Source organism: Streptomyces sindenensis (genome assembly GCF_014649035.1).
Classification (GTDB): domain Bacteria; phylum Actinomycetota; class Actinomycetes; order Streptomycetales; family Streptomycetaceae; genus Streptomyces; species Streptomyces sindenensis.
In genome coordinates, this window is the sequence record NZ_BMSG01000001.1 from 268,413 (window position 1) to 288,969 (window position 20,557).

At 72.0% G+C, this 20,557-nt stretch carries 15 protein-coding genes and 1 pseudogene; 11 read left to right on the forward strand and 5 right to left on the reverse strand.

The genetic code is table 11. The annotated features are described in order from the left end of the window. Positions 1 to 4: 4 nt before the first annotated feature. Positions 5 to 2,599 carry an amino acid adenylation domain-containing protein gene (locus IE145_RS01175; protein WP_189517958.1) on the forward strand — a complete coding sequence of 865 codons (2,595 nt, stop codon included), beginning with the start codon at positions 5 to 7 and terminating at the stop codon, positions 2,597 to 2,599. A gap of 55 nt (positions 2,600 to 2,654) precedes the next feature. Here IE145_RS01175 and IE145_RS01180 read toward each other — a convergent pair whose 3' ends face one another. Then, positions 2,655 to 4,208 carry a ricin-type beta-trefoil lectin domain protein gene (locus IE145_RS01180; protein WP_189517960.1) on the reverse strand — a complete coding sequence of 518 codons (1,554 nt, stop codon included), beginning with the start codon at positions 4,206 to 4,208 and terminating at the stop codon, positions 2,655 to 2,657. A 105-nt stretch (positions 4,209 to 4,313) separates the two neighbouring features. Here IE145_RS01180 and IE145_RS01185 point away from each other — a divergent pair, with 105 nt between their 5' ends. Further along, positions 4,314 to 5,729 carry a class II fumarate hydratase gene (locus IE145_RS01185; RefSeq protein ID WP_189517962.1) on the forward strand — a complete coding sequence of 472 codons (1,416 nt, stop codon included), beginning with the start codon at positions 4,314 to 4,316 and terminating at the stop codon, positions 5,727 to 5,729. A 109-nt stretch (positions 5,730 to 5,838) separates the two neighbouring features. Here IE145_RS01185 and IE145_RS33230 read toward each other — a convergent pair. Continuing rightward, positions 5,839 to 5,997, reverse strand: a pseudogene (locus tag IE145_RS33230) (RNA-guided endonuclease TnpB family protein); the annotation flags it as partial. Positions 5,998 to 6,201: 204 nt separating this feature from the next. Here IE145_RS33230 and fomD point away from each other — a divergent pair. Both fomD and IE145_RS01195 read left to right on the forward strand, forming a co-directional pair. Next, positions 6,202 to 6,888: a cytidylyl-2-hydroxypropylphosphonate hydrolase gene (fomD, locus tag IE145_RS01190; protein WP_189517964.1), complete on the forward strand. Its 687-nt coding sequence runs from the start codon at positions 6,202 to 6,204 to the stop codon at positions 6,886 to 6,888. Between the two features lie 384 nt (positions 6,889 to 7,272). Beyond that, the gene (locus tag IE145_RS01195) at positions 7,273 to 9,177 is read left to right on the forward strand and encodes an ATP-binding SpoIIE family protein phosphatase (RefSeq protein WP_189517965.1); all 1,905 of its coding nucleotides are present in this window, start codon (positions 7,273 to 7,275) and stop codon (positions 9,175 to 9,177) included. Positions 9,178 to 9,238: 61 nt separating this feature from the next. Here the strand turns inward: IE145_RS01195 and IE145_RS01200 are convergent, their stop codons facing one another. After that, positions 9,239 to 11,470, reverse strand: a complete 2,232-nt coding sequence (locus IE145_RS01200) for a transglycosylase domain-containing protein (RefSeq protein ID WP_189517966.1) — start codon at positions 11,468 to 11,470, stop codon at positions 9,239 to 9,241. Between the two features lie 240 nt (positions 11,471 to 11,710). On the opposite strand from IE145_RS01200, the gene IE145_RS01205 reads away from it, so the two are divergent. From IE145_RS01205 to IE145_RS01225, 5 genes are all read left to right on the forward strand, one after another. Then, a complete protein-coding gene (locus IE145_RS01205) occupies positions 11,711 to 12,682 on the forward strand; it encodes an SPFH domain-containing protein (protein WP_189517968.1) in 972 nt (323 codons plus the stop codon). Next, entirely contained in the window at positions 12,679 to 12,978 is a 300-nt protein-coding gene (locus tag IE145_RS01210; protein WP_189517970.1) for a type II toxin-antitoxin system antitoxin, read from the forward strand. The genes IE145_RS01205 and IE145_RS01210 overlap by 4 nt, the downstream gene beginning before the upstream one ends. 111 nt (positions 12,979 to 13,089) lie before the next feature. After that, a complete protein-coding gene (locus IE145_RS01215; protein WP_010063369.1) occupies positions 13,090 to 13,614 on the forward strand; it encodes a PadR family transcriptional regulator in 525 nt (174 codons plus the stop codon). Further along, positions 13,611 to 14,297, forward strand: coding sequence for an ABC transporter ATP-binding protein (locus tag IE145_RS01220; RefSeq protein ID WP_189517972.1), 687 nt, complete (start codon positions 13,611 to 13,613; stop codon positions 14,295 to 14,297). Before IE145_RS01215 ends, IE145_RS01220 begins: the two co-directional genes overlap by 4 nt. Then, a complete protein-coding gene (locus IE145_RS01225; RefSeq protein WP_189517975.1) occupies positions 14,294 to 16,687 on the forward strand; it encodes an FtsX-like permease family protein in 2,394 nt (797 codons plus the stop codon). The genes IE145_RS01220 and IE145_RS01225 overlap by 4 nt, the downstream gene beginning before the upstream one ends. Before the next feature lie 136 nt (positions 16,688 to 16,823). On the opposite strand, the gene IE145_RS01230 is transcribed toward IE145_RS01225, so the two are convergent. Next, complete coding sequence (locus IE145_RS01230) at positions 16,824 to 17,813, reverse strand: hydrogen peroxide-inducible genes activator (protein ID WP_189517977.1); 990 nt, start codon at positions 17,811 to 17,813, stop codon at positions 16,824 to 16,826. Positions 17,814 to 17,946: 133 nt separating this feature from the next. On the opposite strand from IE145_RS01230, the gene IE145_RS01235 reads away from it, so the two are divergent. Together IE145_RS01235 and IE145_RS01240 are read left to right on the forward strand one after the other, a co-directional pair. Next, positions 17,947 to 18,501, forward strand: a complete 555-nt coding sequence (locus tag IE145_RS01235) for a peroxiredoxin (RefSeq protein ID WP_003966619.1) — start codon at positions 17,947 to 17,949, stop codon at positions 18,499 to 18,501. Positions 18,502 to 18,513: 12 nt separating this feature from the next. Next, the gene (locus tag IE145_RS01240; RefSeq protein ID WP_189517979.1) at positions 18,514 to 19,050 is read left to right on the forward strand and encodes an alkyl hydroperoxide reductase; all 537 of its coding nucleotides are present in this window, start codon (positions 18,514 to 18,516) and stop codon (positions 19,048 to 19,050) included. Between the two features lie 93 nt (positions 19,051 to 19,143). Here IE145_RS01240 and IE145_RS01245 read toward each other — a convergent pair whose 3' ends face one another. Then, positions 19,144 to 20,532 (reverse strand): AI-2E family transporter, encoded by a 1,389-nt coding sequence (locus IE145_RS01245; RefSeq protein ID WP_189517981.1) that lies wholly within the window; start codon positions 20,530 to 20,532, stop codon positions 19,144 to 19,146. Positions 20,533 to 20,557 lie beyond the last annotated feature (25 nt).

Sequence of the window (20,557 nt, forward strand, 5' to 3'; positions counted from 1 at the left end):
GCTCGTGCCGCCTGCCCATCACAGCCTGACGGTCCGCCTTCCGCCGGCCACCACCGACACCGCGCTCGCCGCCGCCCTCACGGCGGCGACCGGGCTCTGGTGGCCCGGTGACCGCAGCCGCCCCCGGCTGTGGACGGAGTCCGTGCCCGCCCCGTCCGCATCCGGCACGGCGGCCGGGCGGCGAGCGGCCGAGGCGGGCCGCCCGGTCGCGTCCGGCCACCGGTTGCGGGCGGTGCTGCTGCGGTACGCGGACGAGCGGCGGGAAAGGGCCGCCGAGGGCCCCGACCTCGTCCTGACGGCCGCCGGATCCGCCCTGGACGCGCGGTCGTTGCGGCTCGTCGCACGGGTGCTGCGGGGCGACCTGGCCCCGGGCGCGGTGGCGCCGCTCGCCGGACCGCTCCCGCTCGACCTGCGCCTCGACGAGGAGACCCGCCGCCTGGCCTCGGCGCTCGCGCTCACCGTCGGGCGGTACGAGGGGGCGGCCACGGTGCGCGTCGCCGTCCCCGTACCGGCCCGGGACCGGCCGCCGTACGCACTGGGGGCGCTCGACGGGTACGCGGTGTTCCCGGCGGATCTCTCGCCCGGCCGTACGGTCGCGGACCTGCTGGCCACCGAGCCGGTCGCCCCGGCCGAGGGCGAGGAGCCGCCCGCGGCGGAGTTGGTGGCGAGCGACGGAATCGGGCCCGCCACCCTGCCGACCGGGCCGGGATCACTTCCCGTACCGGCGCACCAGGTGGCCCACGTACGACGGCAGTTGCTGACCTCCCCGCCCAACACCCCCCTCTCCCGGGTGGATCCGCTGAGCGAGGCCGAGTCGGCGGAACAACTGACTCTCGGTGCACGGCCGGAGGACCCGGCCTCCCTCCGCATCGACGACGCCTTCGCCGCGCAGGTCGCCGCCCGCCCCGACGCCCCCGCGCTCACCGCCGGGTCCACCACGCTGTCGTACGCGGAACTGGACGCCCGGGCCGAGGTGCTGGCCGACGGGCTGTACGCCCACGGGGTCCGCCCCGGTGACCTCGTCGGGCTCTGCCTGCCGCACTCGACGGACCTGGTGGCGGCGATGCTCGCCGTGCTGAAGGCGGACGCGGTCCACGTACCGCTGGATCCGGAGCATCCGGCGGACCGGCGGGAGCGCACCGCGCGCGATGCCGGGGTCCGGCTGACGGTCGGGGACCCGGCCGCCCTCACCGGCCACCCGCCCCGGCCCGCCGCACCCCGGGGGAAGCCGGGCTCGCCCGCGTACGTCATCCACACCTCGGGCTCGACCGGCCGCCCCAAGGGGGTCCTCGTCCCGCACGCCAACGTGACAGCTCTCGTCGACGCCGTGCGCGAGGACTTCGGCCTCTCCCCCGACGACACCTGGACGTGCTTCCACTCCGCGGCCTTCGACTTCTCGGTGTGGGAGATCTGGGGCGCGCTGCTGACGGGCGGGCGGCTGGTGGTCGTGGACCACTGGACCACCCGGTCCCCGGAGGAGTTCCACGCCCTGCTGGTCCGCGAGCGGGTGAGCGTACTGAGCCAGACCCCTTCCGCCTTCACCCAGCTCGCGGCGGCCGACCGGGCCGCGCCCGACCCGGTGGGGGTCCGGCTGGTGGTGCTGGGCGGCGAACCGCTGGACGCCCGACCGCTGCTGGACTGGTTCGACCGGCACCCGGAGGACCGCTGCCGGCTGGTCAACATGTACGGGATCACCGAGACCACCGTCCATGTCACGGCGGCCACGGTGACCCGGCGCGACGCGCTCGCCGGTTCCCGGTCCGTGGGGCGGCCGCTGCCCGGCTGGTCGGTCCGGGTCCTGGACCCGCACGGGCGGCCGGTGCCGGCGGGTGCCCCCGGGGAGATCGTGGTGGGCGGGGCGGGTGTGGCGCTCGGCTATCTGAACGGGCCCGCCCTGACCGCCGAACGCTTCGTCCCGGACCCCCTGGACCCGGCGGGACGGCGGCTCTACCGCAGCGGGGACCTGGGGCGGCTGCTGCCCGACGGAACGCTGGAACACCTGGGCCGGATCGACGACCAGGTGAAGGTGCGGGGCTTCCGCATCGAACCGGGAGAGATCCGGCACGTGCTGCTGGAGGACCCGGTGGTGTCGGCGGCGGCGGTCACCGTGACGGGCGGCGACGGCAACGACGCGGCGGCGGTGCGGATCGACGCGTACGTGGTCCCGGCCCCGGGGTCGGGCGAGGATCCCGGGCCCGTACGGGAGCGGGCGGCCCGGCTGCTGCCGGCGCACATGGTGCCCGCGACGGTGACCGTGCTGTCCGCCCTCCCCCTCACCGCGAACGGCAAGCTGGACCCGGCCCGGCTGCCCGCGCCCGGGACGCGGCGCAGGCCGGTGGCGGCACCCGCCCCGACCCCCGCCCCGGCGCCCGGCGAGACCTCCCCGGCCGCCGCCCTCGCCGCCATCTGGTGCGACGTGCTCGGCGTCGAGGCGGTCGGCCCGGACGACGACTTCTGGGACCTCGGCGGCAATTCGCTGTACGCGATCCGGATCGGCACGCTCGCCCGGGAGCGCGGGCTGCCCGCCGTACCCCTGCGCCAGCTGTATCTGACGCCGACGCTGGGGGCGCTGTGCGAGGCCCTGGCCCTGAAGGCATGAGAAGCGAAGGGGGTGACCGTCCCACCCGGTCACCCCCTCGCTCACCGGCCCGTGCCTACGCGAAGCGCTGCTTCGCGCTGCCGTCGCACGTCTGGAGCTTGAGCGGTTCCTTCGCTCCGGCCAGCGTCAGGCACAGGCCCGTCGCGGCGGCCGGGCGGATGGTGCCCGACTGCCGGACGAACTTCTGGTTGGCCGCGCCCGCGCAGTTCCACACGATGAGCGTGGCGCCCGGGTTGTACTCGGCGCCGGACACGTCCAGGCACCGGTCGTGGCTGAGCGCGGTGCGCAGGGTCTGCGTACCGGCGTCGTACCACCAGTTCTGGTTGCGCCCGCCGTGGCAGTCCCAGCCGCCGATGGCCGTGCCGTTGCGGGTGACCGAGCCCGGCACGTCGACACAGGTGCCGGTGGCCTCGTTCTTCAGCGGGGTGAACAGGTCGTCCCAGGCCTGACCCGTCAGGGCCGGGTTCCCTGTGCTCGCCGGGTCGGCGCAGCTCGCCTCGCGGAGCCCGGAGTCGTACATCTGGGTCAGGCAGGAGGCGAAGGCGCGGTGGCCGGCCGCGTTGGGGTGGAAGGACTGGCGGACCGAGTTCTCATCGGGCAGGCCGGGCTTGCTCAGGTCGATGTAGAGGCCGCGCGCCCAGGGGGCCTCGCTGCACACCTCGTGGCCGTGGAAGAGCCGGGAGTTGTCGAGGTAGGCGGCCCCGGTGTTCGCGGCCGCCCTGCGCATGCCGGCCTGGAAGGCGGGTACGGCGGTGTTGCGGCCCCAGGCGGTGTCGGAGTCGTGGCCGAGTCCGCCGCAGATCAGCTTGCCGGGGAAGTTCGGGTTGTCGCGGAAGTCCGGGCCGATCGGGCTCGGGTAGCCCATGAGGACGAGCTTGTAGTCGGTGTTCGCGTAGCCGGCGTCGGTCATCACCGTCCGCAGATCGCGGACCGTCGCCTCGACCTTGGGGACCAGCGCGTCGACGCGGGCCTGCCAGCCGCCCGCGTACTTCGGCTCGCAGGGGCCCTGGAGGGTGAGGTAGCGGACCACGCAGTCGGTCATGACGGGGCCGAACTGGAGGTCGTCGTTGGCCCCGGCGACCAGGACGATCATCTTGATCCGGGTGTTGCGGGCCTTGATCGCGAGGCTGTCGCTCTGCACGAGCTCGTCGGCGTACTGCTTGTTTCCGCCGATCTTGATGTTCCCGGTAGAGGCGCCGGAGCAGGAGACGTTGTACGTGACGTCCGCCGCGATGCCCGTGCGGTGGATGGCGGCCTCCGGGGAGCGGTGGCACCAGTTGTCCGGCCCGTTCGTTCCGGGGTCGTAGGTGCCGACGCCCTCGCCGGAGATCTCGCTGTCGCCGAGCGAGATCAGCCCGGTCTTCCGTTCGGCGAGCGGCCGCTCGGCGGGGCTGCCGTACAGCTGGGTGGCTTCGGCGGCCCGGACGGCTTCCAGCGCGGGCGGAAGGGGGGTGGATGCGATAGAGCTGGTAGCCGACTCCGTCGCGCCCGCGGGTCCGGCGGCGGCCATACCGCCGACGGCAGCCGCGAGAGCGACGGTGGCGGCGACGGTACAGCGGAGCCGGCGAAGGCTTCGGAGCCCTCGAAATCTGGTGCTGGTGCGCCTCATTGCGCCTCCCGGTAAGTGGTTACCCCCGGTATTTACTGGCCGGTAGGCGACTTGGGAATACATAGAACAAGACAAGTGCTCATCTTTTTCAGGAGGTTTGAACACATGACTGACGCATCAGGTGGCACGTCGGGCGATACCGGGTACCGGATCGAGCACGACTCGATGGGCGAGGTGCGGGTCCCCGCGCACGCCAAGTGGCGTGCGCAGACCCAGCGGGCGGTGGAGAACTTTCCCGTCTCCGGGCAGCGCCTGGAGCGGGCCCACATCGAGGCGCTGGCCCGGATCAAGGGTGCGGCAGCCAAGGTCAACGCCGAGCTGAAGGTGGTGGATCCGGACATCGCCGCCGCGATCCAGGAGGCCGCCGCCGAGGTCGCCTCGGGCCGCTGGGACGAGCACTTCCCGGTCGACGTGTTCCAGACGGGGTCGGGCACCTCGTCGAACATGAACACCAACGAGGTGATCGCCACCCTGGCCACCGAGCGCCTCGGCCGCGAGGTCCACCCCAACGACCACGTGAACGCCTCGCAGTCGTCCAACGACGTCTTCCCGTCCTCCATCCACATCGCGGCCACCGCCGCCGTGACGGCCGATCTGATCCCCGCGCTCGATCACCTGGCCGATTCCCTGGGGCGGAAATCAGCCGAATTCGCGGACGTCGTGAAGTCCGGCCGTACGCATCTGATGGACGCCACCCCGGTCACCCTCGGCCAGGAGTTCGGCGGCTACGCGGCGCAGATCCGCTACGGCGTGGAGCGGCTGCGCGCCTCCCTGCCCCGGCTCGCCGAACTGCCGCTGGGCGGTACGGCGGTGGGCACCGGCATCAACACTCCGGCCGGCTTCTCCGCCGCCGTGATCACGGAGGTCGCCGAGGCCACGGGGCTGCCGCTGACCGAGGCCCGCGACCACTTCGAGGCGCAGGGCGCGCGGGACGGGCTGGTGGAGACGTCGGGCCAGCTGCGGACCATCGCCGTGTCGCTGACGAAGATCTCCAACGATCTGCGGTGGATGGCGTCGGGTCCGCGCACGGGCCTCGCGGAGATCGCGCTGCCCGACCTCCAGCCGGGCTCGTCGATCATGCCGGGCAAGGTCAACCCGGTGATCCCGGAGGCGGTCCTGATGGTCGCCGCCCAGGTCACCGGCAACGACGCGACGGTCGCCACGGCGGGCGCGGCGGGCAACTTCGAGCTGAACGTGATGCTCCCGGTCATCGCGAAGAACCTCCTGGAGTCGGTGCGGCTGCTGGCCAACGCGTCCCGGCTGCTCGCGGACCGCACGGTCGACGGCATCACCGCCGACGTCGAGCGGGCCCGCGCCTACGCCGAGTCGTCCCCCTCGGTGGTGACCCCGCTGAACAAGTACATCGGCTACGAGGAGGCGGCGAAGGTCGCCAAGAAGTCCCTGAAGGACGGGACGACGATCCGCGAGACGGTCCTGGCCTCGGGCTATGTGGACCGCGGCGACCTGACGCTGGAACAGCTCGACGAGGCGCTGGACGTCCTGCGGATGACCCGTCCGTGACCCCCGGGTGAGCTGAGTCGCGGCGGGCCGGGGACAGCGCGCCCGCGCGGCGCTCTCCGTAGGATCCCTCCTTGACATCCTCCCCCTCCCGGCTGGAGGGGGAGTCCTGCGGCTCGCGCCGTGGGGTTTTCCGCTTCGTCGCCGACCGCCCGCCCGGAGTGCTCCGTCGAGGTCTTGCACCGGCTCCACGGACTGTCACCGAGACCCCCTCGGCCAGCACACTCTTCGCGGCGTTCACGTCACGGTCGTGAGTGGCACCGCACGCGCATCGGTCGGACGGAAGCGGTATGCGAACGCCCGCTTCACCTGATGCACGGTCACGCTCACAAACCAGCGACGCGACTTAAGATCAAACCCGCGGGTCGCGGCACGACCTCGCACCCAGCGGGCGGACCTCGCCCGCTGCCCTGCTCCGCAGGAGCTGTGGTTCCTCCCCGAGCCGAGGCACGAGGTATCCACACAGGAGGAAGAGATGACAGGTACGGGAGAGTGCGCACGCTGGGCGCCGGGGGACCAGATCCTCTGGCGCTACCGCGACAACGGCCGGGCCCACCGGACGACCGGTGCCGCGCCCGTGCACATCTGCCGGCCGGTGACCGTCGTGCAGGACACCGACGAGCTGCTCGCCGTCTGGATGGCGCCGGGCACCGAGTGCGTGCGGCCGGTGCTGGCGGACGGCACCCAGGTGCACGCGGAGCCGCTCGCCACCCGCTACACCGCGCCGCGCACCACGGCCCGCTCGACGTGGTTCGGCTCCGGGGTGCTGAAGCTGGCCCGGCCCGGGGACCCGTGGTCGGTGTGGCTGTTCTGGGACCGCGGCTGGATGTTCCGCAACTGGTACGTGAACCTGGAGGAGCCACGCACCCGGTGGTCCGGAGGGGTGGATTCCGAGGATCACTTTCTCGACATCTCCGTGAACCCCGACCGGAGCTGGAAATGGCTCGACGAGGACGAGTTCGCCCAGGCCCAGCAGGTCGGCCTGATGGACCCGGCGACGGCCCGGCGGGTCCGCGAGGCGGGCCTGGCGGCGGTCGAGGTGATCACCGGCTGGGGGTCGCCGTTCCGGGACGGCTGGGAGCACTGGCGGCCCGATCCGGGATGGCAGGTTCCGCCGTTGCCGGATGACTGGGACCGCACCCCTGCCCGTATGCCGTCGTGAGACCCTGGAGCAACCCTTCGGGCGGCCTGGTCGGCAGGTCCGGTCGTACGGAGGGCCGATCGCCGCAACCAGCGGGCACCACACCGGAACTGACCACAAGTCACCACACCGGTCGTGCGGAGCGACGGGCCACGGACCCGGACGTTCCGCGCGGTCGCGGGAGCCACTACGAGGGGGTGGAGACATGCACGCCGTCCGCTGCCCGCTCGCCGCGTCCGCTGCCGGAGGGGTCGTCCGTCGGCCATCTCCGCGGCGCTCGGTTTCGGCCCCTTCATCGGGGGCATCCGGTGACAGCCGTTGTTCTTCCCGCGCTTGCCGGGGCACAGTGACGCCCCACGAGGTGACTGCCTCATACAACCGGCCCGGACGGACGGAATCCCACGCGTGACGGAGCACCCCACCTCCCACGAAGGCCGGCAGCCGCTGGCTGCCCGGCCGCAGGAACGCGCCCGGCCCCGGCAGCAGGACGCCGCGGCCGCGGCCGCCGCTGCCGCGGTACCGGCTCCCGCCGCGCCGAACCCGGGTCCCGGAGCGGCCGCCGTCGCCGACGCGCAGGCGGCCACCCGCCGCGAGGGCGACCGGCTGCGGTTCGTCGGCGCGGCGACCCGCCGGATCGCCCGGGGCATAGATCTGGACGAGATCGTCCTCGGGCTGTGCCGGGCCAGTGTGCCGACGTTCTCCGACGCGATCCTGGTCTACCTCCGCGACCCGCTGCCGGTGGGCGACGAGCGCCCGGTGAGCCCCTTCGTCCTGCGGCTGCGGCGCAGCGACCGGCTGCGCGTCAGCGACGAGGAGGGCGCCGAGGCGGCCGGTTCCGAGACGGAGCGGCTGCGGCCGCTGATCCTGGACCCGCAGGCCGACCTGATGCCCGCCGCCGAGCTGTGCGAGGTGCAGGCGGGCGGGGCGCTGGCCGAGGTGCTGCGCGGCGTGCGGCCGGTCTTCGGCGACTCCGCGGCGGCGCGGGCCGCACTGCCGGAGCTGCTCGGCCCCGGCCGGTCGGTGCCCACCGGGCACCGCGCGATCCTGGCCCCGCTGCGCGGCCGGCGGCGGGTCATCGGGGCGGCGGTCTTCGTGCGCGGCACCGAACGCACCCCGTTCGAGGCCAGCGATCTGCTGGTCGCGGCGCAGTTGGCGACGCACACCGCGCTCGGCATCGACAAGGCCGTGCTGTACGGGCGCGAGGCCTACATCGCCGACGAGCTGCAGCGCACGATGCTGCCCGACTCGCTCCCCCAGCCCACCGGGGTCCGGCTCGCCTCGCGCTACCTCCCGGCGGCCGAGACGGCCCGGGTCGGCGGCGACTGGTACGACGCGATCCCGCTGCCCGGCAGCCGGGTCGCGCTGGTCGTCGGCGATGTGATGGGCCACTCCATGACCTCGGCGGCGATCATGGGCCAGCTCCGGACGACGGCGCAGACCCTGGCGCAGCTCGACCTGCCGCCGCAGGAGGTGCTGCACCACCTGGACGAGCAGGCGCAGCGGCTCGGCAGCGACCGGATGGCGACCTGCCTGTACGCGGTGTACGACCCGGTCGCGCACCGGATCACCATCGCCAACGCCGGGCACCCGCCGCCCGTGCTGCTGCACCTGGGCGGGCGGGCCGAGGTGCTGCGGGTGCCGCCGGGCGCCCCGATCGGGGTGGGCGGCGTCGACTTCGAGGCCGTCGAGCTGGACGCGCCCGCCGGGGCCACGCTGCTCCTCTACACCGACGGTCTGGTGGAGTCGCGGCTGCGGGACGTCTGGACGGGCATCGAGCAGCTGCGGGAGCGCCTGGCGGCGACCGCGCAGCTCACCGGGGACGACCACTCGCCGCCGTTGGAGGCGCTCTGCGACGACGTGCTGGACATGCTCGGGCCGGGTGACCGGGACGACGACATCGCGCTGCTGGCCGCCCGCTTCGACGGGATCGCGCCGAGCGATGTGGCGTACTGGTATCTGGAGCCGGAGGACGCGGCTCCGGGGCGGGCCCGCCGACTGGCCCGGCGGGCGCTGAGCCGCTGGGGTCTGGACGAGCTGGCCGACGAGGTGGAGCTGCTGGTCAGCGAGGTCGTCACCAACGCGGTGCGCTATGCGGAGCGGCCGGTGACGCTGCGGCTGCTGCGGACCGACATTCTGCGCTGCGAGGTCGGCGACGACTCCCCGCAGTTGCCGAGGCAGCGCCGGGCGCGCGAGACGGACGAGGGCGGGCGCGGGCTGTTCCTGGTCAACCGGCTGGCCCGGCGGTGGGGAGCGACCCGGCTCTCGACCGGCAAGGTCGTGTGGTTCGAGATGGCGGCCCGGGCGCAGTAGCGCGGCCCGGCGGACATGAGGGAGGGGGCGGGCCGTCGGCCCGCCCCCTCCCTCATGTCGCTCACTGCGGGGCCACTCCGTTGTTGCCGGGCCGCTCGCCCGGCTGACCGTCCTCTTCCCCGGGCAAGGGCGGGAGCTCCGGGCTCGCGGGCGGCGTGGAGACGGGCGGGCTGCTGCTGGTGGGCGGGGCCGGCGTGGTCGGGGTCTCGCTGGGCGTCTCGCTCGGCGTCTCGGAGGGCGTGTCCGACGGGGTCGGCTCCTCGGACTCGGTGGGCTCCTCGGAGGGCGTGTCGGACGGGGTTGGCGGGGCGGGCACCTCGCCGCGCTCCACGTCCTGGAGGTCGAACGTCTTGTCCGAACCGCCGCCGAGGGCGCCGAGGGTGTAGTCGGCCCAGATCCTGGCCGGGAAGCCACTGCCGCTGGCGCGGCCGGAGTTGGCCGTACCGGTCAGGGAGACCTGCTTGCGTCCGCCGTCGCCCTCGCCGAAGAGGGCCACGACCGTGGTCAGCTCCGGGGTGTACCCGGCGAACCAGGCGGACTTGTTGTTCTCGGAGGTGCCGGTCTTGGCCGCCGCGTCGTAGGCGGGGGTGTTGGCCGCGCCCCCGGAACCGGCGTCGACGACCCCGGTGAGCCCCTTGGTCACGGTGTCGGCCGAGGCGCGGCTGATGACCTGCTCCCGCTTGGGCTTCTCGGGGTTCACCGTGCGGTCGCGGTGCTCGGCGGACTGGAGGATGTGCGGGGTGACCTTCTGGCCGTGGTTGTCGAGCGTGGCGTACACGCCGGCCATGTCCCAGGTCGAGGCGTTCATGGTGCCGAGGGTGACGGCGGGGCGCTCGGGGAAGTTCTTGTCCGGTACGCCGAGGGCGAGGGCGGTCTCCTTGGCCTTGGCCGGCGTCACGTCCACGATCATCTGGGCGAACACGGAGTTGACCGAGCTGTTCATGGCCTTCTGGACGGAGATCGGACCGTAGTCCCGGTCGTCCTGGTTCTGCGGGTTGAACGGGGTGTCGCTGCCGACGACGGGCCGCTTGCTGGTGCCGTCGTAGATGGTGTCGAGCCCGATCAGGCTGCCGTCCTGGGTCGTCGACTCGTTCTCCAGGGCCGAGGCGAGCACCAGCGGCTTGAAGGTGGAGGCGGGCTGGTAGTCCTGGCGGGTGGCGTTGCTGATGTAGTGCTTGATGTAGTCCTCGCCGCCGTACAGCGCGACGACCTTGCCGGTCTTCGGGTCGACGGAGGTGGCGCCGGCCTGGACGGTGGCGTCGACCTTGTTGCCCTCGCGGTCGAGCTTGGACTCCAGCTGGTCGTCGACCGCCTTCTCCAGGGCCTGCTGGCGCTTCTTGTCGATGGTGAGCGTGAACGTCCAGCCGCCGGCGTCACGGTCCTGCTCGGTGACGCCCTGCTTCTCCAGCTCCTTGTTGGCCGCCTCGACGAGATAGCCGGTCTGGCCCTCCATGCCCGCGGCCGGCTTCGGCTTCTGCGGGTAGGCGAACTTCAGCTTCGCCTTCTCGGACTCGGTCAGCCAGTCCATCTCGACCATGTTGCGCAGGGTGTAGGCCCAGCGCTCCTTGACCAGCTTCTTGCCGGTGTCGCTTGCGGTCGCCCAGTCGTACTGGCTGGGGGCCTGGAGGAGGGAGGCGAGGTAGGCGCCCTGGGAGACGTTCAGGTCCTTGGCGTCGATGCCGTAGTAGGCCTGGGCGGCGGCCTGGATGCCGCTGGCGCCGCGACCGTAGTAGGCGGTGTTGATGTACCCGGCGAGGATCTGGTCCTTGGACATCTGCTGGTCGATCTTGAGGGAGATCACCAGTTCCTGGAGCTTGCGGCTCACGGTGGGGGCCTGCGACAGGTAGTAGTTCTTCACGTACTGCTGGGTGATGGTCGAGCCACCCTGCTTGCCCTTGCCGCTGAGCGTGTTGAGCACACCCCGGGTGGTGCCCTTCAGGTCGACGCCCTGGTCCTTGTAGAACGTCTTGTTCTCGGCGGCGACGAAGGCGTGCTGGACCTTCTTCGGCACCTCGTCCAGGTCGACGATCTGGCGGTTGACACCCTTGCCGGTCCGGGCGAGGACCGTGCCGTCGCTGTACTTGTAGACGTTGCTCTGCCGCTCCGCCATGGCGTTGGCGGCGGGAACGTCGACGTACAGGTAGAGCGCGCCGAAGGCGCCCATGCCCAGCAGGACGATCCCGAAGAACGTGCCCAGCAGCTTCTTCCACGTGAAGAGTCTGCGTATGCCGCCGCTCTTCGCGGCCCGGCGCGACTCCTGCGCCTGGGCTCGTCGCGCATCCGCTCGACCCATTGGTGTGTTGCTCCCGCTTCTCTGCTCGGCCGGTTCGCTCGGCTCCCTCTGTTCGCTCAGACCTGCCAGCTAACACCGACGACAGGGACAAAAGACAAGCGATCCGGCCTTTTACGGACGTGAGAATCAGCACCCGCCTCTACAGGAACCGACTCCCCAGGGGTGGACAAGGTTGCGAAAGCCATTAATGTGTAATCACATTGCTAGCGCAGTGCGATACCGCGTCGAACGGGGGACCTCATGACCGAACAGCACGAGAACCACCACGCGCACGCCCCGGCGGCGGATCTCTCCGTCGACGCCCCCGACATGCCCGCGCCGCAGGTCAGGGAGGTCGTCGCGCACTCCATCCCGGGCGGCCTCGGGCTGCTGCTGACCGTGCTCGGCGTCTTCGCCGGCATCGGTCTGAGCATCTTCGGCGGAGTGATCGGGGCGAACGGCAACAACGCGGTCGGCGTCCCGGTCCTCATCTTCGGGGTGCTCCTGGTGCTCACCTCGTTCTTCTGCATGAGCGGTGTGAAGATGGTCGCTCCGGGCGAGGCCCGGGTGATCCAGCTCTTCGGCCGGTACGTCGGAACCATCCGCACCGACGGGCTCCGCTGGGTCAACCCGCTGACCTCCAGCCAGAAGATCTCCACCCGCGTCCGCAACCACGAGACCGCCGTCCTCAAGGTCAACGACGCCTACGGCAACCCGATCGAGCTGGCCGCGATCGTGGTCTGGAAGGTCGAGGACACCGCCCAGGCGCTCTTCGAGGTCGACGACTTCCTGGAGTTCGTCGCCACCCAGACCGAGTCGGCCGTCCGGCACATCGCCCTGGAGTACCCGTACGACGCCCACGAGGAGGACGGCCTCTCGCTGCGCGGCAACGCCGAGGAGATCACCGAGAAGCTGGCCGCCGAGCTGACCGCCCGGGTGCAGGCGGCGGGCGTCCGGATCATCGAGTCGCGCTTCAGCCACCTCGCGTACGCCCCCGAGATCGCGTCCGCCATGCTCCAGCGCCAGCAGGCCGGCGCGGTCGTCGCGGCCCGCCAGCAGATCGTCGAGGGCGCGGTGGGCATGGTCGAGATGGCCCTGCACCGGATCGCCGAGCAGGACATCGTGGAGCTGGACTCCGAGCGGAAGGCCGCCATGGTCAGCAATCTGATGGTGGTGCTGTGCGGTGACCGCAGCGCGCAGCCGGTCCTCAACACGGGCACCCTCTACCAGTGACCGACCAGACGCCTCCCCGGCGGACGGCGGCGTCCCGGTCGCAGCAGCGCAAGCAGATGCTGCTGCGGCTGGATCCCGCGGTGCACGACGCGCTCGCCCGGTGGGCCTCCGACGAACTGCGCAGCGCCAACGCGCAGATCGAGTTCCTGCTGCGGCGGGCGCTCGCGGAGGCGGGCCGGCTGCCCGGGGCCGCGCGGCCGATCCCCCGGCGGGGACGGCCCCCCGGACAGCCGCCGAAGGAGCCGCCGGAGGAGCCGGAGACCCCGCCCGGGACCGGCGGCCGGGACACCCCGTAGCACCGCGCCCCCGGTACGTACCGACCCCGCGACCCCGGCCCGCTCCTGGGCCGGGGTCGCTTTTCGGACGCGTATACATCAGGGGTATACACACCGTGTAGAGTGCTCCTCATGTCTATCGGTCACACCCTCCTCGGGCTCCTGGAGTCCGGCCCCCGCCACGGCTACGACCTGAAGCGGACCTTCGACGAGAAGTTCGGCCAGGACCGCCCGCTCCACTACGGCCAGGTCTATTCGACGATGTCCCGGCTTCTGAAGAACGGGCTCGTCGAGGTCGACGGCGTCGAGAGCGAAGGAGGCCCCGAGCGCAAGCGGTACGCCATCACCGACGCCGGGATCACCGATGTCTCGCAGTGGCTGGCCCAGCCCGAGAAGCCGGAGCCCTACCTCCAGTCCACGCTCTACACCAAGGTCGTCCTCGCGCTGCTGACCGACCGCAGCGCGGCCGACCTCCTGGACACCCAGCGCTCGGCGCATCTGCGGATGATGCGCATCCTCACCGACCGCAAGCGCCAGGGCGACCTCGCCGACCAGTTGATCTGCGACCACGCCCTGTTCCACCTCGAAGCCGATCTCCGCTGGCTGGAACTGACCGCCGCCCGGCTCGACCAGCTCGCCAAGGTGGTGGCTCCGTGATTCCCGAAGGCTCCCTGCTCGCCGCGCACGATCTGCGCAAGACCTACGGTTCGACGCCCGCCCTGGACGGCGCGTCGTTCTCCGTGCACCCCGGCGAGGTCGTCGCCGTGATGGGCCCCTCCGGCTCCGGCAAGTCGACGCTGCTGCACTGCCTGGCCGGGATCATCACGCCCGACTCCGGCACCATCACCTACGCGGGCCGCGAGCTGTCCGCGATGTCGGACGCCGAGCGCAGCGCCCTGCGGCGCAGCGAGTTCGGCTTCGTCTTCCAGTTCGGCCAGCTCGTCCCCGAGCTGACCTGCGTGGAGAACGTCGCCCTGCCGCTGCGGCTCAACGGTGTGCGGCGCAGGGCGGCCGAGCGCACCGCGCTGGAGTGGATGGAGCGCCTGGAGGTCGACGACCTCGGATCCAAGCGCCCCGGCGAGGTCTCCGGCGGACAGGGCCAGCGGGTCGCCGTGGCCCGAGCGCTGGCCGGCTCACCGAAGGTGATCTTCGCGGACGAGCCGACGGGCGCCCTGGACTCCCTCAATGGCGAGCGGGTGATGGAGCTGCTCACCGAGGCCGCCCGGTCCGCCAACGTCGCCGTGGTCCTGGTGACCCACGAGGCCCGGGTCGCCGCCTACTCCGACCGTGACGTCACCGTGCGCGACGGCCGGGCCCGGGATCTGGAGCACTCCGCATGACCCTGCTCGACTCCCCCACGGTCCTGCCCGCCGCGCCGAAGAGCCCGAAGCCGCCCTCGCGCGCGGCGGCGATCCTCCGCGACCTCGGCCTGGGCGTCCGGTTCGCCGCCGCCGGCGGCCGCGAGGGCTGGATCCGTACGCTGCTGACCGCCGTCGGTGTCGGCCTCGGCGTCACGCTGCTGCTGCTCGCCTCCTCCGTACCGCATCTGCTCGACGAACGGAACGCACGCGAGCAGGCCCGCAGCGAGGTGAAGGTCTCCGCCAAGGCCTCGGCGAAGACGGACGCCTCGGTGCTGCGGCTCGACACCAGCACGGAGTACCGCGACCGGACCGTCGTCGGCCGGCTGCTGCGCGCCGACGGCTCGGCGCCCGTCCGCCCGCCGGGGGTGGCCCGCTTCCCCGGGCCGGACGAGATGGTGGTCTCCCCCGCGCTCAAGGAGCTGCTGGAAGCCCCCGGCAGCGAACTGCTGCGCGAGCGGCTGGCGTACGACATCGTCGGCACGATCGGTGACGCCGGACTGCGCTCCCCCAACGAGCTGTTCTACTACGCGGGCAGCGACACCCTGACGCCCGCGGCGGGCGCCGGCCGGATCTCCGGATACGGGGCCGACCGTCCCGCCGACCCGCTCCCGCCGCTGCTGGTCGTGCTGACCGTCATGGTCTGCGTCGTGCTGCTGGTGCCGGTCGCCATCTTCATCGCCACCGCCGTGCGCTTCGGCGGCGACCGGCGCGACCGCAGGCTCGCGGCGCTGCGTCTGGTCGGCGCGGACATCCGTACCACCCGGCGCGTCGCCGCCGGTGAGGCCCTCTTCGGGGCGGTCCTCGGACTGCTGATCGGGCTGGTCTTCTTCCTGGTGGGACGGGAGTTCGTCGGCTCGGTGGAGATCTGGGACGTCAGCGCGTTCCCGGCCGACGTGGTGCCCGATCCGCTGCTCGCCCTGCTGATCACGGTGACGGTGCCGCTGACCGCCGTGCTCGTCACGCTGGTCGCGATGCGCTCGGTGGCGATCGAACCGCTGGGTGTCGTACGCCGGGGGAAGAACCGCGGCCGCCGGCTCTGGTGGCGGCTGCTCGTGCCCGTCGCGGGTCTGGCGGTGCTCGGGCTCACCGGCCGGGTCGACGAGTACGCGTACGAGCCCGTGAAGCCGTTCCCGATCGCGGGCGGGGCCGTGCTGGTGCTGGTCGGTCTCGCCCTGCTGCTGCCGTGGCTGGTCGAGGCGTGTGTGAAGCGGCTGCGCGGCGGTCCGGTGCCCTGGCAACTGGCCGTGCGCAGGCTCCAGCTCAGTAGCGAGGCCGCGTCCCGCGCGGTCAGCGGGGTCACGGTGGCGGTGGCGGGGGCGATCGCCCTCCAGATGCTGTTCGCGGCGATGAACGCCGACTTCAACCGGGCGACCGGCCAGGACCCCGCACGGGCCCAGTTCGCCGCGTACTCGGAGGACGTCACCGGCGAGGCGGCCACCTCGGCCATCGAGAAGTTCCGCGCCACCAAGGGCGTGGAGATGGTGATCGGCTCGGTGCAGGCGTACGCCTCCAAGCCCGGCGTCTACACGGACGACGACATCCCGCCGACCACCTCGATGACCGTCGGCACCTGCGACACCCTGCGCGAACTGGCCCGGATCACCTCCTGCGAGGACGGCGACACCTTCGTCGTCCACCCGCCGGGCGACCAGGACATGTCCGCCTGGGTCGACCGCACGGCCCGCAAGGGCAAGGTGGTCGAGATCGGCACCGGGGAGGGCAAGCCGCTGCGGTGGACGCTGCCCGCCGGCTCGCCGACCGTGCAGGGCCGCAAGGACCCGATGGGCGACACGCACTACGGGATCATGGCCACCACCGGCGCGGTCGACGCGAGTGCGCTGCCCGGCGCGCAGATCACCGCCCAGATCCGGGTCGACAGGAGCGTGCCGGACGTCGCCGAGTACGTACGGAACACGGCGGCCCGCATCGATCCCGGGATGCGCTTCATCACCCTGGACTCGGTGGAGCGCGACCGCCAGTACGACAGCATCCAGACCGGGCTCAAGGTCGGGGCGAGTGTGGTGCTGCTGCTGATCGCGGCCTCGATGCTGGTCTCCCAGGTGGAGCAGTTGCGCGAGCGCAAGCGGCTGCTGTCGGTGCTGGTCGCCTTCGGCACCCGGCGTACGACGATGGGCTGGTCGGTGCTGTGGCAGACCGCCGTCCCGGTCTTCCTCGGCCTGGTGGTCGCGGTCGCGGGCGGGCTGGGGCTGGGCGCGGTGCTGGCCTGGATGATCGCGAAGTCCGTCTCCGACTGGTGGCTGTTCCTGCCGCTGACGGGGGTCGGCGCGGGGCTGATCCTGCTGGTGACGGCGGCGTCGATGCCCTCGCTGTGGCGGCTGATGCGGCCGGACGGGCTGCGGACGGAGTAGCGGGAGCGGGGACCATGCGGGTGCGGCCGGGCGGACGTCCGGCCGCACCCGCATGCGTTCACCGGCCGTCACACCCGCATGCGTTCACCGGCCGCCGCACCCTGATGCGGTCGTACGGGACGGGTGTCGTCCCCGTTCAAGCGGAGGGGGCGTCGGCCATCCGCACCGGCAGCGGCTTCATCGCCTCGCGCAGGGCGGCCGCGAACTCCTCGAACTCGCCGCCCCGCGCCGACCCGGTCCGCATCGCCAGCGCGACTCGCCGGGTCGGCGCCGGGTCCGCGAAGTACCCGGTGGACAGGGCGTCGTTGCGGCCGGTCTCCACCGTCACCGCGGTGCGCGGCAGCAGCGTCACACCCAGCCCGCCGGCCACCAGCTGGACGAGGGTGGAGAGCCCTGCGGCGGTCGTGGTGACCGGGGCGCCCTGGGTGCGGCCGGCCTCGCGGCAGATGTCCAGGGCCTGGTCGCGCAGGCAGTGCCCCTCGTCCAGGAGCAGCAGCGGCAGTTCCCGCAGCGCGTCCCGGGGGATGTCCGCGCGCCCGCCCAGCCAGTGGTCCTGCTCCATGACCAGCACGAAGTCCTCGTCGAAGAGCGGGATCTCGGTGACGCCCGGCACCCCGAGCGGCACCGCGAGCAGCAGCAGGTCAAGGCGTCCGGCGGCGAGCCCTTCGAGGAGCGAGGAGGTCTGCTCCTCGTGGACCTGGAGGTCGAGGTCCGGGTAGCGCTCGTGGACGAGGCGGAGCACGGTGGGCAGCAGGTAGGGGGCGACGGTCGGGATCACGCCGAGCCGGAGGACTCCGGTGAACGGGGCCCGGACCGCCTCCGCCTCCTCCATCAGCGCGGCGACGGCCTCCAGCACCACCCCGGCCCGCACCGCGAGCCGCTCCCCCGCGGGCGAGAGCAGCACCTTGCGCGTCGTACGCTCGATGAGCTGGACACCCAGTGCCTCCTCCAGGGCGGACACCGCTCCGGAGAGTGCCGGCTGACTCATCCCGATTGCTGCCGCCGCGTCCCGGAAGTGCAGATGCTCCGCCACGGCCGCGAAGGCCCGCAGCTGGGACAGGCTGGGCTGCTTGGCCGGCGACTTACCGGACTGCTTGGGACGTATGCCCTGATTCACCTGGGTCACTGATAGGCACCTCCGATCATCTCGACCGAGTGTAGCTATTTCTGTGATCAATGCACCCTGTGCCAAGGTAGGAGCCGTCCAACCCTCAGGAAGACCCTCAAAAAGGGAATTCCAGACGTTGCAAGGAGAGCGCGTGCTCACTGTCGGTGACAAGTTCCCCGAGTTCGACCTGACTGCTTGTGTCTCGCTGGAGAGCGGCAAGGAGTTCGAGCAGATCAACCACAAGACCTACGAGGGCAAGTGGAAGATCGTCTTCGCGTGGCCGAAGGACTTCACCTTCGTGTGCCCCACGGAGATCGCCGCCTTCGGCAAGCTGAACGAGGAGTTCGCCGACCGCGACGCCCAGATCCTCGGCTTCTCCGGTGACTCCGAGTTCGTGCACCACGCCTGGCGCAAGGACCACCCGGACCTGACCGACCTGCCCTTCCCGATGCTGGCCGACTCGAAGCACGAGCTCATGCGTGACCTCGGCATCGAGGGCGAGGACGGCTTCGCCCAGCGCGCCGTCTTCATCGTCGACCAGAACAACGAGATCCAGTTCACGATGGTGACCGCCGGTTCCGTGGGCCGTAACCCCAAGGAGGTCCTGCGGGTCCTCGACGCCCTGCAGACCGACGAGCTGTGCCCGTGCAACTGGACCAAGGGCGAGAACACCCTCGACCCGGTCGCGCTCCTCTCGGGCGAGTGAGCTGATACCGACATGGCTCTCGACGAACTGAAGTCCGCCATACCGGACTTCGCCAAGGACCTGAAGCTGAACCTCGGTTCGGTCATCGGCAACAGCGACCTCCCGCAGCAGCAGCTGTGGGGCACCGTGCTGGCCTGCGCGATCGCCTCGCGTTCGCCGAAGGTGCTGCGCGAGCTGGAGCCGGAGGCGAAGGCCAACCTCTCCGCCGAGGCGTACACCGCGGCGAAGTCGGCTGCCGCGATCATGGCGATGAACAACGTCTTCTACCGGACCCGGCACCTGCTGTCGGACCCGGAGTACGGCACGCTCCGCGCGGGCCTGCGGATGAACGTCATCGGCAACCCGGGCGTGGAGAAGGTCGACTTCGAGCTGTGGTCGCTCGCCGTCTCCGCGATCAACGGCTGCGGCCAGTGCCTGGACTCGCACGAGCAGGTGCTCCGCAAGGCCGGCGTGGACCGCGAGACCATCCAGGAAGCCGTCAAGATCGCTTCGGTGATCCAGGCGGTCGGTGTGACCCTCGACGCCGAGGCCGTACTCGCCGAGCAGTGACACCGCACCACCTCTGACCCACCTGGGTACGCGAAGGGCCCCGGGGACGACCGACCGTCCCCGGGGCTCTTTCGCGCGTTCCGTGCCGTTCCGCTATTCCTGCGGCGGCCCGTTCTCCTGGGGGCGTTCGGCCGGTGCGTCCTGCGGGCCCGGTTCGAGTGGCGCGGGCGCGGGACCGGCGGGCGCCGGACTCATCGACAGGGCGGTGGCCCCGTGCTGTCCGCCGCGTTCGCCGGGCTCCCCGTACGAGCGCAGATAGCCGACCACGGTGTTGATCACGGCGACCAGCGGTACGGCGACCACCGCGCCGCCGATGCCCGCGACGAGCCCGCCGGTCGCCACCGCGAGGACCACCGCGAGCGGGTGCACCCGGACGGCGCGGCCGAGGATGAAGGGCTGCAGGATGTGGCCCTCGATCTGCTGCACCGCCAGGACCACCACCAGCGCCCACAGCGCGGTCCACACGCCCTCGGTGACCAGGGCCACGACCACCGCGAGCGCTCCGGAGACCACGGCGCCGACGAGCGGGATGAAGGCGAACAGGAAGATGAAGACGGCCAGCGGCACCGCGAGCGGCACATGGAGGATGTAGAGGCCGAAGCCGATGAAGATGGCGTCGATCAGGGCGACGAGCACCGTGCCGCGCACGTACGCGGTCAGGGTGCGCCAGGCGCGCGGTCCGGCGCCGGCGACCCCGGGGCGGGCCGCGGCGGGCACCAGCTTGAGCGACCACTCCCAGATGCGCCGGCCGTCGTAGAGCAGGAACAGCGTGGAGAACATCGCCAGCAGCAGCCCGGTGAGGAACTCCACCATCACGGTGACGCCCTGGAGCCCGGCGGAGGTGATCTCCTCGGTGTTGGTGCCGATGGTGTCGTTGAGGTTCTTCGCGATGTCGTTGATCTGCGACTCGGTGACATGGAAGGGGCTGTCGAGCGCCCAGCGCTTCAGCTCGTCGATGCCGTCGCGGACCCGGTCGGAGAGCGTGTCGAGGTTCTCCATCACCTGCCACACCACGAACCAGCCGACGAGGCCGATGATGACGAACCCGAGGACGGCGGTGACGGCGGTGGCGAGCCCGTGCGGCAGCCCGATCCGCTTGAGCCGGACCACGGTCGGCTGGAGCATCGCGGTGACGAGCAGGGCGGCGGCGAAGGCCAGCACCACGAGCTGGACCGCGCTGATCACCCGCATCAGCACCCAGAGCGTCCCCGCGAGGACGAGGAGGCGCCAGCCGGCCTCCGCGGCGACCCGCATGCCCCACGGGATCGCCGCCACCGGATCCGGCTTGGCGGCGACCGTGGGGGCGTAGCTGGGGGGCGCGGGCACCTGCCCGGGCTCGTCGCCTTCCGGGACGGCCGGAGCCCCGCGCACCGCGAGGGGTTCGTCGTCGTCGACGGCGCGCACCCGCCGCTCCTCCAGTCGCGCGCCCAGCTCCGTGAGTTCGGAACCGAAGCGGCCCAGCCAGCCCGGTAGTTTCGACATGCCTGCTTTCCTTCCCCCATCTTCG